Origin of the sequence: Helicobacter sp. (assembly GCF_022770205.1) — a bacterium.
In the GTDB taxonomy this organism is placed as follows: Bacteria; Campylobacterota; Campylobacteria; order Campylobacterales; family Helicobacteraceae; genus Helicobacter_D.
The window spans coordinates 167,430-182,514 of the sequence record NZ_JALEIK010000038.1 but is presented as its reverse complement, the minus strand read 5'-3'; the positions used below and the strand labels follow the sequence as shown (position 1 = coordinate 182,514).

Genomic DNA, 15,085 nt, shown 5'->3' with positions numbered 1-15,085 from the left:
TTATATCTAATAAATCCGATACATCACACGAATGCGGATTTTTGTCTTTTCACTAGGATAAGGATAATCTTTATAAGCGATTCTAATAGTGCGCAAAGAATTATCATCAAGTAGCCTATAACCGCTTGCGTGTAGAAGTTTTAAATCCGTAATGTCTCCGTTAGGATGCAAATAAAACTCCACAACATTATCACCCTCTTGCCCCACTCTACCAGCAATTGCAGGGTATTTTAAATAACGCTGTGTGATTTTTCCAATTGCATCAAGATGATTCTTAATAAATTCCTGCTCTTTTGGGCTTAAAGTGCCAAATTCAGCACCATATAAATCCTGAATCTGTTGCGTTTGCTCACTTGTGCCAAAATCATAAATTGAAGGCGATGATGGGCTTTTTTCTAATGCACTAAAATGTGAAACTTCAGAAGCCTTTGATTCTTGTGATGCTTTGGATTGTTTTAAAAGCTTGGAATCTTTTGTTTGCGGAGTAGGGGGTTTATCAATGCTAGCCTTTTGCATTTGTTGTGGAACTTCTTTAAAAGATTCTTTTAGAATTTCTTTAGAGACTTCTTGTATTTTTGTTTCTTGCATTTTGGATTCCACATTCTTCTTAAATTCCAAACTTGCTAGCGACTCTATGCTTGATTCTGATTCCGCGCTTGCTTTAGAATCATTTGTGTTTTTGGATTCCATATTTTGTGGCGCATTGCTCCCTTGTTGGAATCTAAAATGTTTCAAGCTCACACGCTCACCCTGCTCACTTCCCATAGGTGGAGGATTATAGACATTTTCAAGCTTGGCTTCAAAACGCAAAAAGAACAGCAAAAAAAGAATGCAGTGAATTAAAAGAGAGAGAAAAAGGGCAACTAGGTTATTTCGCATTCTTCTGACTATCTTGCTCTAACATATCCTTAAACATACTTTTTGTTTCATAAGAATCAATTAGCATTGTGCCATTGGGATTTAAAACCACCAAATATCGCTTATTGTATGCTTCAAAAATAACCAATTTACTCTGCGCACCAAGCGTTGTTACAGACTGCACTTCAACCCTCCCATCACCCTCTTTAGTTTCCTTGCTAAAAAATCTCAAAGGGCTTTGATGAGCCTTCATTTTAGGAGAGTTTAAGCGATTTTTCACAGACCACAAAAAGGCAAGCAACCCCAATAAAACTAAAATCACACCAAAATATTGGAATCCGCTAATGTTATCAAGCGGAGATTTTCCCGTTTCAAAAGGAAACATATTATGAGATTCTGTATCCTCTAAAGAAGGCAAAACCAATGCATCCTTAGATGCAGTTGCATCATTTGCAACAGCACTTTTAGCACCAATCTCCCCAAAAGCAAAAATCCCAAAAAACAAAAATAAAAGAATAGCTTTCATACCGTGCTTATACTCTCGCGTGTTAAATAATAAATAATCGCATTGGAATCTAAAATCTCATTCACACGGATTGCTAGGTTTTTTTCATACACCATCACCTCACCCTTGCCAATAATCCGCCCATTAATGAAAATCTCCACACTCTCACCTGCTGGCTTTTGCAAATCAATAATGGAACCTTTTTCAAACTGCAAAATTTCTAAGAGTGGAACTTTTGTAGAACCAAGCTCGGAGCGGAACACAACTTCCATATCCAAAAGCCCACCATAATTATTCATAATCCCTTCTAAATAGCGGGCTAAATCCTCTTGTTTTGGAGCTTGAATCCTAGCAAGTGTAAATTCATCTGCTGGCATATTTTTCCTTTATGTGTGCATAAATAATGAACAAGGTGCGCCATCTAAGGCAAAATTTAAGCAACGGCATTGCGCATCTTGAAACTCACCAAAGCCAAAAGCACGCGGTATTGCGGCATTAAATTGCATCTCTTCTTTCACAGCCAACACCTTTGCTAAACCAACGGTTAAATTGACTAACTCTTGGGACAAATCGCGCAATTCTAAATCCTCAGAAATATTCTCTCCTAATAAACCATAGGCTAAGGTTCCTAGAAACTCTTTAGAGCTTACAAATGTAATAGCACTACGCATCCCATCTTCAAATGTAATGTCCGTGCTTGAGAGATACCCTTCTAAAAGCTTGCTTTCAATGCGCAATGGAATGACACCTAAAGTATCTTGCATCACCTGTATAAACGCCTTTTCAAAAATGGACTCCATAAACACCCCTCGTTCTTGTAAATTTCTAAATTATAGCTAAAATTTATTAAGCTTTTTTAAGAGAGAAAATCTTTAGGATTATTTTACAAAAATTCCACTTTGTTGCATTTTTTAATCTTAATTTAGCTAGAATAAAGCTTTCATTATTTTTAGGAGAAAAAATGGCTTTAGATGAAAATAAGCAAAAAGCAATTGAGCTTGCCCTTAAACAAATTGATAAAGCCTTTGGTAAAGGTGCGCTTATAAGGCTTGGCGATAAGCCAGCAGAAAAAATTGATTCCATTAGCACAGGCTCTTTAGGACTAGACATTGCATTAGGGATTGGTGGGGTTCCAAAAGGCAGAATCGTTGAAGTGTATGGACCTGAAAGCTCTGGAAAAACAACACTTGCTTTACAAGTTGTTGCAGAATGCCAAAAAGCAGGCGGAATTTGTGCATTTATTGACGCAGAACACGCCCTTGATGTAACCTATGCAAAACGCTTAGGCGTGGATGTGGAAAACCTACTTGTTTCCCAACCAGACTTTGGAGAGCAAGCCTTAGAAATTTTAGAAACACTCATAAGAAGCGGTGGTGTGGATTTAATCGTGATTGACTCTGTGGCAGCACTCACTCCAAAAAGCGAGATTGAAGGCGATATGGGAAATCAACATGTGGGGCTTCAAGCGCGTTTAATGAGCCAAGCGTTGCGTAAGGTTACGGGTGTTATTTACAAAATGAACACCACTGTGATTTTCATTAACCAAATCCGTATGAAAATCGGCGTTCCAGGCTATGGAAGCCCAGAAACAACAACAGGAGGAAATGCACTGAAATTTTATGCGAGCGTGCGCATTGATGTGCGCAGAATCGCTGCTTTAAAACAAGGCGAACAAAACATTGGAAATCGCGTCAAAGCAAAGGTTGTAAAAAACAAAGTTGCACCGCCCTTTAGGGGAGCAGAATTTGACATTATGTTTGGAGAAGGAATTAGCAAAGAAGGCGAACTCATTGATTATGGAGTCAAACTTGATATTGTAGATAAAAGCGGAGCGTGGTTAAGCTATGGAGATAAAAAGCTTGGACAAGGCAAGGAGAATGCTAAAATCTTTTTGAAAGAAAACCCAGAAATTGCCCAAGAAATTGAGGAAAAAATTAAAGTTTCCATCTCCATCACTGATGATTTATCCAATAATGATGACATTGAAGTAAAGGCGGAGAATTAAAATGGTTTATATTGATGATATTAACGCACAAGAAGTGCTAGATAGTCGCGGCAACCCAACCATTAAAGCAACCATTCTTTTAAGCGATGGCAGTGTTGCAAGCGCAATTGTCCCAAGTGGTGCAAGCACGGGAAAAAGAGAAGCATTAGAACTAAGAGATGGGGATGAGCGATTTTTAGGGAAAGGCGTTTTAAAGGCGTGTGAAAATATCCAAACAAAAATCGCCGAGGAAATCATTGGCTTAAGCCCTTATGATCAAGTTGCAATTGATAATCTTTTAATCGCTTTAGATGGCACAGAAAATTTTTCAAATCTAGGTGCAAATGCTACACTAGGCGTCTCAATGGCAGTTGCAAGAGTTGCAGCGCAAAGCTTAAAAATTCCTTTGTATCGCTATTTAGGCGGGGTAAATGCTTTAACACTGCCTGTACCTATGCTAAATATCATCAATGGTGGAAGCCACGCAGATAACACGGTGGATTTTCAAGAGTATATGATTATGCCAATGGGCTTTGATAGCTTTAGTGAAGCAATGCGCGCAAGTGCAGAGATTTACCAACATCTTAAGAAAATCCTAAAGGATTCCAAACATATCACAAGTATTGGTGATGAAGGAGGATTTGCCCCCAATCTTAACAATAATGAAGAGCCTATCCAAATCATTTTAGAAGCGGTTAAAAAGGCAGGATACAAGGAAGGAGAGCAAATTGCAATCGCACTTGATGTTGCAAGCAGTGAATTTGTCAATGACAAAGGAATCTATTGCCTAAAGGGAGAAAATAGAGAATTAAGCGCAGAAGAGCTTATTGCATATTATGAAAAGCTCGTTGCAAAATACCCTATTGTATCCATTGAAGATGGATTAAGCGAAGATGATTGGAGTGGCTGGGAGAAGCTAACGCAAAAACTTGGGCATAAAGTGCAGCTTGTAGGCGATGATTTGTTTGTTACAAATGCAAAGATTCTAGCACAAGGCATTGATAAAAATATAGCAAATGCTGTGCTCATTAAACCAAATCAAATCGGAACAATCAGTCAAACAATGCAAACAATCCGCCTAGCGCAACGCAATGGTTACTCTTGCATTATGAGCCACAGAAGCGGAGAAAGCGAAGATAGTTTTATCGCTGATTTTGCTGTTGGTTTAAATACAGGTGAGATTAAAACAGGTTCTACGGCAAGGAGTGAAAGAATGGCAAAATACAATCGCTTATTAGCTATTGAGAATGAACTTAGCACACCTATATATTTAGGAAAACAACTTTTTAAATAATGGAATCGCTAGAGTTTAAAAGGGGAGGATTTTACAAATTATTGCCCTTTTTTAGCTTTATTTTGTTAGTTTGTATTGTGGGCGTGTATATTGGTAATTTACTTTTTGGAGATAATTCCTTTAGCGTATTACTTAAAATCAATCAAAAAAAAGCACAAATGCGCCAAGAGGTGAATCGCCTAATGCACGAAAATGCAACCTTACAAAAGGAACTTTTTGAATTAAAAGGATTGGAACCAAAATGAAATTTTTAACACTAATGCTAACCCTTACTTTAACGCTTTTAAACGCACAGACTGCACTTCCTGAAATCCCAGCATTAAACATTGATGCAAGCAAGCAAACGCCAAAGCCAATAGCAGAAACTTCCATAGAACCCACAGGAATTATGGAAAATCTAGCCCCAAAAGAGCCTACCAACACACAAGAAAATAACACAACAAAAAAAGTGCGCGATCCTTTCACACCTGTTATCACACCAAAAGATAGTGGACAAATCACAAATGCACCCCAACTTGATTTATTCACAAAAACCGAACTCATCTTACCTTCCACTGCTAGAAAAATTAAAAAAATTACTTTGGAATACCAAAATCTAAATGGCTCTATCACAACGCTAGAAAAAGAATTAGAAGGCGATATTGATTGGCATTTTCCCTTAATTTTAAGCCAAGAAGTGCAACCTAAAACTCTCAATATCCCAGAAAAAGAAAATTTCGCATTAGAAGAATATTTCAACTTTGAAGTCACTAAAAATAGTGTCTTTTTAAACACGCATTTAACGCTTATTAGAGATTTCACCCTTGCATCTCCTACACGCTTAATTTTAGACTTTAAAGCTCCCAGTAAAAAACCACTCAAAGCATCTTTTGCTCCAAAGATTCCAACAATTCCACAAGTTAGCCTAGACACACATCTAGACTTTTATCGCATCACACTAGATTTAGATGGACAATACAAATACAATCTTACAAAAGACACAAAAATGGGAAATTACAGCATTGAACTCTACTAATTGCGTGCTAATTGGCTTTATGGGAAGTGGCAAAAGCACGATTGCTAGAACGCTCCATAAGAAAAGTGGGGCATTAGCAATGGATAGCGATTTGCTCATTACTTACCAAGAAAATCTGAGCATTCCAGAAATTTTTGCAACAAAGGGTGAAAGATATTTCAGAAAATTGGAATCTAATTTTTGTGAGTTTTGCGCAAACCACATCACACATACAATCATCGCCACAGGAGGTGGAATGCCAATGTTTTGCAATGTCAAAAAAATGGGAAAGGTGTTTTTTTTACACCTTGATTTTGAAATGATTTTTATGCGCTTAAATGAAAAAGAAATCGCCAAACGCCCCCTTTTTCAGGAAAAGGATTCCGCATTTAAGCTTTACAAAGAACGCTTAGAAACCTACCAAAACTCCGCACATTATTGCATTAACGCAAACCAAACCCCACAAAACATCGCACAAGAAATCCTAAGCTTATTGTGAAGATTTTAATTAGACTCCCAAATTGGCTAGGCGACGCCATAATGGCAACTTATGCGCTTGAAATTTTATGCACAAACTTTAAGGAAGCGCATTTTTATCTTGTTGGCTCTGAAGCTAGCATAGCACCTTTTACGCATTATCCAAATGTTACAGCCCTACAAGACACTAGCAAAAGGAGTAAATTTAGAATCCTAAATCTCTACAAGCTTGCAAAAAAGATTCCAACTTGCAAGCTTGGTATAACCTTTCAAAATAACTTCCTCTCCGCCCTATTCCTTACCTTTAATGGCGCAAAATTTCGCATTGGTTTTTCTAAAGAATTACGGAGTTTCTTACTACATCTCCACCCAAAAAAGCCTAAAAACACGCACGAAGCGATGTGCTTTGCTTTGCTTGCTACCCAAACATTACAACATTTTAAAAACCAAACAGAAATTATCACAATTCCTAAAAAACTCTATCTAAAACCAAAACCCATCAACATCACACTTCCAAATGCTTTTTTAGATTCCAAAATTGCAGGCATTAACGCAGGGGCTGCCTTTGGGGCAGCAAAACGCTGGAGGGAAGATTATTTTGCAAAATGTATAGAATATTTACTACAAAGAAATTACAACATTTTGCTTTTTGGCGTAGAAAATGAAAATCCAATCAACGCATCTATTCTAGCGCATTTGCCACAACATTTACAGCACAGCAATTCCCTATTAAATCTCAGTGGAAAAACCACTATTCCAAGCCTTATTGCGTATTTCTCACATTTAGATTTTTTGCTCACAAATGATAGCGGTCCTATGCACATAGCAGCAGCATTAGGGATTCCAACTTTAGCACTTTTTGGTCCCACAAACGCCAAAGAAACCGCCCCATTTAACGCTCCAAAAGCACGCATTATCTCTTTAGAAACGCTGGGCGAAAAACTCCCTTGTATGCCTTGTATGCAACGCACTTGCCCACTCCCAAAAGATTCCAAAGACTACCACAAATGTATGTGTGCGCTCACACCAAACCTAGTTATTAAGGCGATTCAATCCCTTATAAGTTAATTTGAAATAAAATCCCACAAAAGGAGCAAAGATGCGCGTGTTACAAATAGGACACTCCCCTGATGCTGATGATTTATTTATGTATTATGCCATCGCATTTGGTTGGGTTAGCCACGAAAACATTGCATTCCACAATCTAGCACTTGACATCCAAACGCTTAATCAAAAGGCACTACAAGGCACTCTTGATATCTCTGCTATCTCTTTTAGCGTCTATCCCCTTTTATTCCAAGAACAATGCTTACTAAGAACGGGCGTTAGCTTTGGTAAAGGTTATGGTCCAAAACTCATTAAAAAAAAGGGCAAAAGTCTAAAGCGCAATTTCAAAGTTGCCCTAAGTGGCGCACACACAACAAATGCAATGCTTTTTAAAATTGCCTATCCCAATGCTAGAATCGTGTATAAAAATTTCTTAGACATTGAAAACGCTGTGTTAAGCGGTGAAGTGGATGCAGGAGTGTTAATCCACGAATCCATTTTGCAATACGATGAAAATTTAGAAATAGAAAGAGAGATTTGGGAGATTTGGTGCGCGCTAAATAAGCAAGATTTGCCCTTGCCGCTTGGTGGAATGTGCATCCGTCGCTCTTTACCATTAAGTGTTGCAATCATTTGTGAGCAAATGCTAACAAAAGCTGTAAAAATTGCCTTAGAAAATAAATCACTTTTATCCAAAATGCTAGAGGAGCGCAATCTTATCCGCGTAGATTCCAACCAACTTGAAACCTATTTAAATCTTTATGCAAATGAAGACTCCATCTCCCTTAGCCAAACACAGCTAAACGCCATCAATGCACTCTTTAAAATCGGTTATGATTATAAAATTTACACACAAATCTTAAGTGTAGAAGACTGCTTAATCCCCCTAGAATACGCAGATTTTCGTAACTCTTAACCCTCCACTTGCATTTTATAGAGTTTTTTGCGCTCACTAGAGCTTGCAATATTAAGCTGTAAGCGATATTTTGCGATTGTTCGGCGCACCATTGTAACTTTAAATTTCTCTGCTGCAAGCTTTAAAATTTTGCTATCACTTAGCGGTTTTTGCTTGTTTTCATTACGAATTAGCTCTGCTACAAAGTCCTTAATAGTAGCGTTTGAAGTGTCTTCATCAATGGCAGTTGCAAAAAAGTTTTTAAGTGGAAAGATTCCGCGTGCGCATTCTAAATATTTATTAGAAATTGCCCTTGAAATCGTGCTTGGAGCGTGTCCAAACTCTTCTGCTAAATCCTTTAGTGTCATCGGCTTTATCTCACCACCTTTAAAAAACTCATATTGATACTCCACAAGCATTAGCCCAATTTTATACAAAGTCGCCTTACGCATCTCAAGCGCATCAACAAGATCACGCGCTTCTTTAATCTTAGTTTTAATAAAGGCGTCTTGTATGCTATTTTTATTGGCTTTTTCTTGCTTTTGGATAAGAATACTAGGATAATATCTATCATTAATCTGCACTTGGATATTATTATTGTCTTCTAAAACCAAAATATCCGGTATCACAGCGGCTTCTTTTTGAAAAAAATCTAAGGCTGGAGGGTTTTTAAAGCTTTGAATCACACGCATTGCCTTAGGATATAAAGGATTTTTTTTAAATTTTGTATGCTCTTGTAAATTTTCTAAAATCTCCATACACATCCCATACACATCACTTGGCACATCCAAATCATCTAATTGGAATCTAAAAGATTCCATTACATTTAAAGCACCAATCCCGGGTGGTTCTAAATACGCAAAACGCAAGCGGATTTTCTCCACCTCACTTGCACTAATTTCTGCTTCTAATGCTTTAGAACAAGCCTGAGCAATCATTGCACAATCACCATCAAAATACCCTTCATTGTCTAAATTTTCAATGATTTTTTTAGCAATCTTTTGGGAGTTTTTTGTAGGAAACAAAGGCGGTTCAATTTGACGCAATAGCATAACCTCTAAGCTTTCTTCTTGGATACAAAACTGCTCAATGCCATCATTTTCAGCACTCCCGCCCTTTGCACCGCGCATTTTTTCCTTGCATTGCTTTTTATGCACTGCACTTTGCGCACTAAGTGAATCTGTGATTCCAGATTTCACTTCAAAATACGGATTTTCTAGTCCAAAGCCATTAAGTGTCTCTTCTAAATCACCTATTCCACTTTGCAAAATTGGCAACCAACTCTTTAGCGTTGAGGAGAGTTTCGCCTTTAGGGTTGCGGAGGTTTGCGTGCGGAGTTTCATACTTTAAAATGCTCACCTAAATAATGCCTGCGCACAAGCTCATTTTGATAAATCATTCTTGCATCACCGCTTGCAAGCAAAGAGCCTTTATTAATGACATACGCCCTATCGCATACACTAAGAGTTTCACGCACATTATGGTCTGTGATTAACACGCCAATCCCAAAACCCAACAACTTTTTAATAATCTTTTGAATATCAAGCACAGCAATAGGATCTACGCCCGCAAAAGGCTCATCTAGCAAAATAAACTTGGGCTTTTTAACCAATGCACGTGCAATCTCAACTCTACGCCTCTCTCCTCCACTTAGATTGACTCCCTTGCGACTACGGATTGGTTCAATATTAAACTCCTCTAATAACTCCTCAATGCGTTTTTCTTGCGCCTTCTCTCCTTCAAAGCACACCTCAGCAGCAATGCGTAAATTCTCCTCCACACTCAAATCTTTAAACACACTAGATTCTTGGGGCAAGTAACCAATCCCAAGCTGCGCGCGCTTGTGCAAGCTAAGCTTAGTAATGTCTTGCCCATCAAAGCTCACACTCCCACCACTTGCTTCTAAAAGCCCACAAATGATATAAAAAGTCGTTGTTTTTCCCGCACCATTTGGACCTAAAAGCCCCACAACTTCGCCACTTTGCACACAAATAGAAATGTCTTTAATAATCTCCATTTTTTTAATGGTTTTACTCAAATGCCTAGCTTCTAATGTGTGCATCAATATTCCCCTAGAGTGTATTTGCGCTTGTTACCTTCTTGCGTTATGGTAATACGCCAAAAGGGCAAGCCAATGTCTTTTAGAATTTTAGCTAAATTTTCATCGCCCCACTCTATAAAATGCCAACCTTCTTTTTCAAGTTCTTCTAAAAAACCAAGCGCAAAAAGCGTGTTTAAATCCCTTTGATAAATATCATAATGATAAATTCCTTTTCCATATTCTAAGGCTGTTAAATAGGTGGGCGAAGTAACATTTGCCACAACACCTAAAGCCTTTACCATTGCTTGAACAAGCGTTGTTTTGCCGCTTGCTAAGTTTCCACTAAGCAAATAGATTCCACGATTTTTAGGCAACTCTAGCACTTTTAGTAATTGTGGAATCTCATTTTGTGCTAAAACTAATTCCATCTTATTTCCTAATAAGATTCCACACGAAGGGGACGCACTTTGACTTGCTTAATGTCTAATAATTCTTGTGCGCTTTGCAAAAGGGGGGATTGTAAAGCCTGTGCAACTTCTCTTTGGGCTTGTTGTTGCGGTGTCAAGTTGGAATCTAAAATGTTGGAATCTGAATTTTTGGATTCCAATTTTTGTGGCTCTTGTATTTGTGGCGTTTGTTTTAATTCTTTCTCCTGTGGTTGTTGTATTTCTTTTTGTGGTACGCTAATGTTTTTAATCTGTGTTTGCATTCCAAAAACTTCTAGCACATAGTTTTTAATAATGCTATATGCCTTAATTAATCGCTCTCTATCCCTATCCACAGCAAGCGTTTCCCAAGTTAGCACGGAATCTTGAAAGCTAATTAAGCGCACATTTTTGGCAAAAATCTCCCCTAAATCATAATTATGCGCAGAAATCTTTTGCTTCAAAAGTGCAAAAAAGGCTTTTGCGTGATCTTGTGTGGAATCATTAAGAGAAGCTTTGGAATCCAAAATGTTGGAATCTAAATTTTTAGATTCCGTATTTTGCAGTGCTTGTGTAGGCTCTAAACTCTCTAAAACTTCTTGTGTCTGTGGAATCTGTGTTTTGGATTCCAACTTTTGTGCTGTGCTTTGCGTGTTTTCAAACTTTGGCAAACTCTCAAAAAGCCCTTTCTCTAAATGCGCAATTGCAAGATCAATACTCTCTACCTTCAATGCTTCTAACATCTTAAAGGCACTAAGTGTTAAAACAAATTCATTCTCAGAACCTAAAAATAAAAGCTCCTTAGCCTGTGTGATAATCCTAAAAAAGCGATCCACAAGCAAGCTAGAATAGCGCAAATCCTCACCTTTTAAAAGCTTCTCTTTTAGAAAAATGCTCATCTCATCTAAAAGCATTCCGCATTCGTATTCAAAAAAACCTTCAAGCATCTTAAGTAGCGCATCTCTATCTTGCGCGAAAATGCATTCAAAAAGTGCGTTTAAACTCTCTGTATTGATAAGTCCTAGCATATTTGCACACACTGCAGAAGTTACATTATAGCTAGAATAAATAATGGCTTGATCAAGCAAGGTTAGCGTATCGCGCAAAGAACCAGCCCCACTTCTTATAAGCATTCTAAGTGCTTCTTCTTGATAGGAGATTTGCTCATTTTTTAGAATCTTTTTTAAGTGTTCAAAAATCTGTTTGTCAGAAATGCGCTTAAAACGAAAATGTTGCGTTCTACTTAAAATGGTAGCAGGCAATTTCAAAGGATCTGTTGTTGCTAGGATAAACTTCACATATTCAGGTGGCTCCTCTAGTGTTTTTAAGAGCGCATTGAAGGCTTCACGCGTTAGCATATGCACTTCATCAATGATAAAAATCTTAAACCGCCCCATATTAGGATGGTATTTTATTTGCTCAATCAAATCTCTAATGTCATCAATCTTACGATTTGACGCACCATCAAGCTCCATAATATCAATGTGGCTCATTTTATGCGGATTTGCAGCAAGACAATTTGCGCAAGTGCCACAAGGCTTAGACTTAGGACCACTCTCACATTGCAAGGCTCTAGCAAAAATCCTAGCACTAGAAGTTTTTCCACTCCCACGCAACCCAGAAAATAAATAAGCGTGCGATAAGCGTTTGCTATCAAGTGCTAAAGAGAGTGTGCGACTAACCGCTTCTTGTCCTACAAGCGCATCAAAGTCCATTGGGCGGTATTTTAAAGCTAATGCTTGTTGTTCCATTTTCCTTCCTAAGTTAAAAGCACAATTCTACATTAACTATATTTTAATCACTCTTTATACTGCGCAATATCAGACCGAAATTTGTAAATTTTATTTTTTAAACGCACAAGCAATCCTGTATCAATCAGCTGACGAAATGTCTTGACCACCGTAGGCTTACTCACGCCCACTTCTTGCACAATGTCTTCATAAGAACCATAAAAAATATTTTCATCATCGCTATGCTCTATTAAATACCTAATAATTTCTATTTTCTTGCCCCCTACAAAAATAGAAATCGCATTTAATAGCACATTTTGCATTTTAATTTCACTGGCTTGAAACTTTGGCAAAACCGCACGCAAAATCGTTTTTAAGAGCTCCTCTACATCAATAGGTTTTAAAATATATCCATCAACACGCAATGCAATACAATCTAACAAATAATGCGTTTCTGCGTGTGCAGTAACCACAATAATCGCAACTTCTAAAAGGGGATTTTTACGCATCTCTTTAATTAAATCAATCCCATTTAATTTTGGCATTAAAATATCAGTAATGACTAAATCAATGCTTTCTTGCTTTAAAATCTCTAAAGCTTTCTTACCATTATGCGCAATAAAAAGCTTATCCACATAGTCTTCAAGCACCATTGCGGCAAATTTTAAAATATCTTCTTCATCTTCTACATACAAGACTTTAAGGCGTTTTAAAACTTTTTCATCATTTTTACTAATCACGCTTGCTCCTTTTGCGCATTTAATGGAATCGTAAGGATAAATTGTGCCCCACAAGTGCCATCTTTAAACCCACAATCTCGTACGCAATCTCTGCCATCACACACAAGATTAAACGCATCATCATAGCGCACATTACGCACTTCAATACTCCCTTGCATTTGCTTTTCTATAATTTGCTTGGACATATAAAGCCCTATCCCTGTGCCTACGGATTTATGCTTGGTTGTAAAATAAGGCTCAAAAATCTTTTGAATATCATCAAGCTTGATTCCACCGCCATTGTCCATAAATAAAATCCTAGCACAATCTTTAGGGCTATCTTTGCTCTCACTTTCGTGTGTAATTTCTACTAGGATTTTAATCCTTGCTGGCATAACTCCGCGCGCCCTTAAAGCATCTTCAGAGTTTTTTATTAGGTTTAATAACACTTGAGAAAAAGCATTTCTGTAACCACAAAGCACAATATTTTCTGCACAATCCACAATCATTTCAATCTCATTTTGCTTTAAAAATGCATCCACTAAAGAGATAGAATCGTAAATGTTTTCTTTTAAATTAAAAGGCTCTTTATCGTTTGCTGAGTGAAAGAAGTTTCTAAAATCTTCAATGGTTTGGGACATTCTTTTTGCAATCTTTAGCCCATCTTCTACTTGAAGCTCAATAAACTCTTGCGTGAGTTTGCCATTTTGGGATTTGACTTTAAAAGTTTGAATCAGTAGCATTAACGCATTTAAGGGCTGTCTCCATTGATGAGCAATATTTCCAATCATCTCTCCCATACTTGCAAGGCGCGCTTGCTGATACATAATCTGATCCTTTTTGCGACTCTCAAGCACTTCTTTTTCTATATTTTCTTGCAAGGAATTATTGAGTTTTTGCAATTCTTTAGTTTTTTCTTTAACCTTTTCCTCTAGCGTTGCGTGAAGATTTTTAATACTGCGCAAAATCAAAAAGCTTAATAGCATTGTAATAAGCATAATTAAACACATAATCACTAAAATTACTTTTTGCAATGCATTATGTAAAGCATTATTACGCACTTTTTTAGCTTCTGTCAATTGCAAATTTAAATGTGCGATTCCAGAAATCTTATCATTTAAAGAATTAATGCTTTGTTTAACTTTCTGACTTTGCACAGCACTTTGTTGGCTATTAGGACTTAAAAACTCTAAATAAAGACCAATCTCTGTTTCTAAGCTCTCTAAACTGCTTTGTAATTCCATCTTTTTGCGTAGCACAGAATCACCTTTTGCAAAAAACCGATAGACATTGAGTAAAAAATGCGTAGAATCGCTCTCATATAAGAGTTTCTCTTGCAAAGCCTTGTAACTATTCCACTGCGCAACCACGCTCTGCTTTGCTTGCAAAATTTCTTCTTGGTGGCGTGCTACATAGACTAGATTTTGCGCACTATTAAGCCTACTCCGAACTTCTTCAAGCCCCATAAGTAACTGACTATACTCCATAAAAAGCATATCATAATCATATTTTAAACTAAAATGATACACAAAAGACACAACAGCAAGCGAAAGCAGCCCAGAAGCAATGTTAAACACTAAAATACGCGCTTTATGTTCAAGTGTTGTCCCAACAATTCTAAATATCCGCAAAATTTATCCTTCAAGGAATGAAACCCTTATTGTAACACCAAAAATACAAATTTATGCTAGATGATTTTTTAAAAACTAAAATGCAATGTGTGTAAATTTTATGATTCTTTTAAGTTAAAAGGCTATCATTACAAAACAAAATCAACCAAAAAGGAGTTGGCGTGAAAAAAATTTTATTAGGTTTAATGCTAGCAAGTGGCTGTTTAATGGCTTCTAATGGTGAAGAAATTTATAGAAAATGCGTTGCTTGCCACGGTGCTAAAGGCGATAAAGTAGCACCGGGAAGCAAAGGCAATGTGAAGCTTGCTGGTTTAGAAAAAAGCTATCTCATTGAGCAGCTTAAAGGATATGCAGCAGGAACAGCAGATAATGGTGGCGCAAAAGCGATTATGTATGCAAATATGAAAGCCTTTAAATTAACAGATGCAGACATTGAAGCAGTTGCAGATTATATCTCTAAACTCCCACCTGTAAAATAACTCTCA

18 protein-coding genes are annotated in these 15,085 nt (G+C 37.3%); 8 read left to right on the top strand and 10 right to left on the bottom strand.

Features of this window, described 5'->3' with window-relative positions; all coding sequences use genetic code 11:
* Nucleotides 1-6: 6 nt before the first annotated feature.
* The 4 genes from MRZ19_RS07890 to MRZ19_RS07875 are packed head-to-tail and all read right to left on the bottom strand — an operon-like array spanning nucleotide 7 to nucleotide 2,163.
* Nucleotides 7-879 (bottom strand): energy transducer TonB, encoded by an 873-nt coding sequence (locus MRZ19_RS07890; protein WP_291031750.1) that lies wholly within the window; start codon nucleotides 877-879, stop codon nucleotides 7-9.
* Entirely contained in the window at nucleotides 869-1,384 is a 516-nt protein-coding gene (locus MRZ19_RS07885) for a hypothetical protein (RefSeq protein ID WP_291031749.1), read from the bottom strand. Before MRZ19_RS07885 ends, MRZ19_RS07890 begins: the two co-directional genes overlap by 11 nt.
* Complete coding sequence (fliN, locus tag MRZ19_RS07880) at nucleotides 1,381-1,740, bottom strand: flagellar motor switch protein FliN (RefSeq protein ID WP_291031748.1); 360 nt, start codon at nucleotides 1,738-1,740, stop codon at nucleotides 1,381-1,383. Before fliN ends, MRZ19_RS07885 begins: the two co-directional genes overlap by 4 nt.
* Before the next feature lie 9 nt (nucleotides 1,741-1,749).
* The gene (locus MRZ19_RS07875; protein ID WP_291031747.1) at nucleotides 1,750-2,163 is read right to left on the bottom strand and encodes a hypothetical protein; all 414 of its coding nucleotides are present in this window, start codon (nucleotides 2,161-2,163) and stop codon (nucleotides 1,750-1,752) included.
* 161 nt (nucleotides 2,164-2,324) lie between these two features.
* Between MRZ19_RS07875 and recA the strand changes: the two genes are divergently transcribed.
* The 7 genes from recA to MRZ19_RS07840 all read left to right on the top strand — a co-directional run bounded on the left by recA (nucleotide 2,325) and on the right by MRZ19_RS07840 (nucleotide 8,075).
* On the top strand, nucleotides 2,325-3,368 hold the full coding sequence (recA, locus tag MRZ19_RS07870) for a recombinase RecA (RefSeq protein ID WP_291031746.1): 1,044 nt from the start codon (nucleotides 2,325-2,327) through the stop codon (nucleotides 3,366-3,368).
* A gap of 1 nt (nucleotide 3,369) precedes the next feature.
* A complete protein-coding gene (eno, locus tag MRZ19_RS07865) occupies nucleotides 3,370-4,641 on the top strand; it encodes a phosphopyruvate hydratase (RefSeq protein WP_291031745.1) in 1,272 nt (423 codons plus the stop codon).
* 62 nt (nucleotides 4,642-4,703) lie between these two features.
* A complete protein-coding gene (locus tag MRZ19_RS07860) occupies nucleotides 4,704-4,886 on the top strand; it encodes a hypothetical protein (protein WP_291031744.1) in 183 nt (60 codons plus the stop codon).
* Nucleotides 4,883-5,656, top strand: a complete 774-nt coding sequence (locus MRZ19_RS07855) for an AMIN domain-containing protein (RefSeq protein WP_291031743.1) — start codon at nucleotides 4,883-4,885, stop codon at nucleotides 5,654-5,656. The genes MRZ19_RS07860 and MRZ19_RS07855 overlap by 4 nt, the downstream gene beginning before the upstream one ends.
* Nucleotides 5,643-6,134 carry a shikimate kinase gene (locus tag MRZ19_RS07850; protein WP_291031742.1) on the top strand — a complete coding sequence of 164 codons (492 nt, stop codon included), beginning with the start codon at nucleotides 5,643-5,645 and terminating at the stop codon, nucleotides 6,132-6,134. Before MRZ19_RS07855 ends, MRZ19_RS07850 begins: the two co-directional genes overlap by 14 nt.
* A complete protein-coding gene (gene waaF / locus MRZ19_RS07845) occupies nucleotides 6,131-7,180 on the top strand; it encodes a lipopolysaccharide heptosyltransferase II (protein ID WP_291031741.1) in 1,050 nt (349 codons plus the stop codon). The genes MRZ19_RS07850 and waaF overlap by 4 nt, the downstream gene beginning before the upstream one ends.
* 31 nt (nucleotides 7,181-7,211) lie before the next feature.
* On the top strand, nucleotides 7,212-8,075 hold the full coding sequence (locus MRZ19_RS07840; protein ID WP_291031740.1) for an MqnA/MqnD/SBP family protein: 864 nt from the start codon (nucleotides 7,212-7,214) through the stop codon (nucleotides 8,073-8,075).
* On the opposite strand, the gene MRZ19_RS07835 is transcribed toward MRZ19_RS07840, so the two are convergent.
* The 6 genes from MRZ19_RS07835 to MRZ19_RS07810 are packed head-to-tail and all read right to left on the bottom strand — an operon-like array spanning nucleotide 8,072 to nucleotide 14,600.
* Entirely contained in the window at nucleotides 8,072-9,397 is a 1,326-nt protein-coding gene (locus MRZ19_RS07835) for an RNA polymerase factor sigma-54 (protein ID WP_291031739.1), read from the bottom strand. The genes MRZ19_RS07840 and MRZ19_RS07835 overlap by 4 nt on opposite strands.
* Entirely contained in the window at nucleotides 9,394-10,116 is a 723-nt protein-coding gene (gene lptB, locus MRZ19_RS07830) for an LPS export ABC transporter ATP-binding protein (RefSeq protein WP_291031871.1), read from the bottom strand. Before lptB ends, MRZ19_RS07835 begins: the two co-directional genes overlap by 4 nt.
* Nucleotides 10,116-10,523 carry a tRNA (adenosine(37)-N6)-threonylcarbamoyltransferase complex ATPase subunit type 1 TsaE gene (tsaE, locus tag MRZ19_RS07825; RefSeq protein ID WP_291031738.1) on the bottom strand — a complete coding sequence of 136 codons (408 nt, stop codon included), beginning with the start codon at nucleotides 10,521-10,523 and terminating at the stop codon, nucleotides 10,116-10,118. The genes lptB and tsaE overlap by 1 nt, the downstream gene beginning before the upstream one ends.
* An 8-nt stretch (nucleotides 10,524-10,531) precedes the next feature.
* The gene (locus MRZ19_RS07820; protein WP_291031737.1) at nucleotides 10,532-12,271 is read right to left on the bottom strand and encodes a DNA polymerase III subunit gamma/tau; all 1,740 of its coding nucleotides are present in this window, start codon (nucleotides 12,269-12,271) and stop codon (nucleotides 10,532-10,534) included.
* 47 nt (nucleotides 12,272-12,318) lie between these two features.
* Complete coding sequence (locus MRZ19_RS07815; protein ID WP_291031736.1) at nucleotides 12,319-12,990, bottom strand: response regulator; 672 nt, start codon at nucleotides 12,988-12,990, stop codon at nucleotides 12,319-12,321.
* Nucleotides 12,987-14,600 (bottom strand): HAMP domain-containing sensor histidine kinase, encoded by a 1,614-nt coding sequence (locus MRZ19_RS07810; RefSeq protein ID WP_291031735.1) that lies wholly within the window; start codon nucleotides 14,598-14,600, stop codon nucleotides 12,987-12,989. The genes MRZ19_RS07815 and MRZ19_RS07810 overlap by 4 nt, the downstream gene beginning before the upstream one ends.
* A 161-nt stretch (nucleotides 14,601-14,761) precedes the next feature.
* Between MRZ19_RS07810 and MRZ19_RS07805 the strand changes: the two genes are divergently transcribed.
* A complete protein-coding gene (locus tag MRZ19_RS07805) occupies nucleotides 14,762-15,079 on the top strand; it encodes a c-type cytochrome (RefSeq protein ID WP_291031734.1) in 318 nt (105 codons plus the stop codon).
* Nucleotides 15,080-15,085 lie beyond the last annotated feature (6 nt).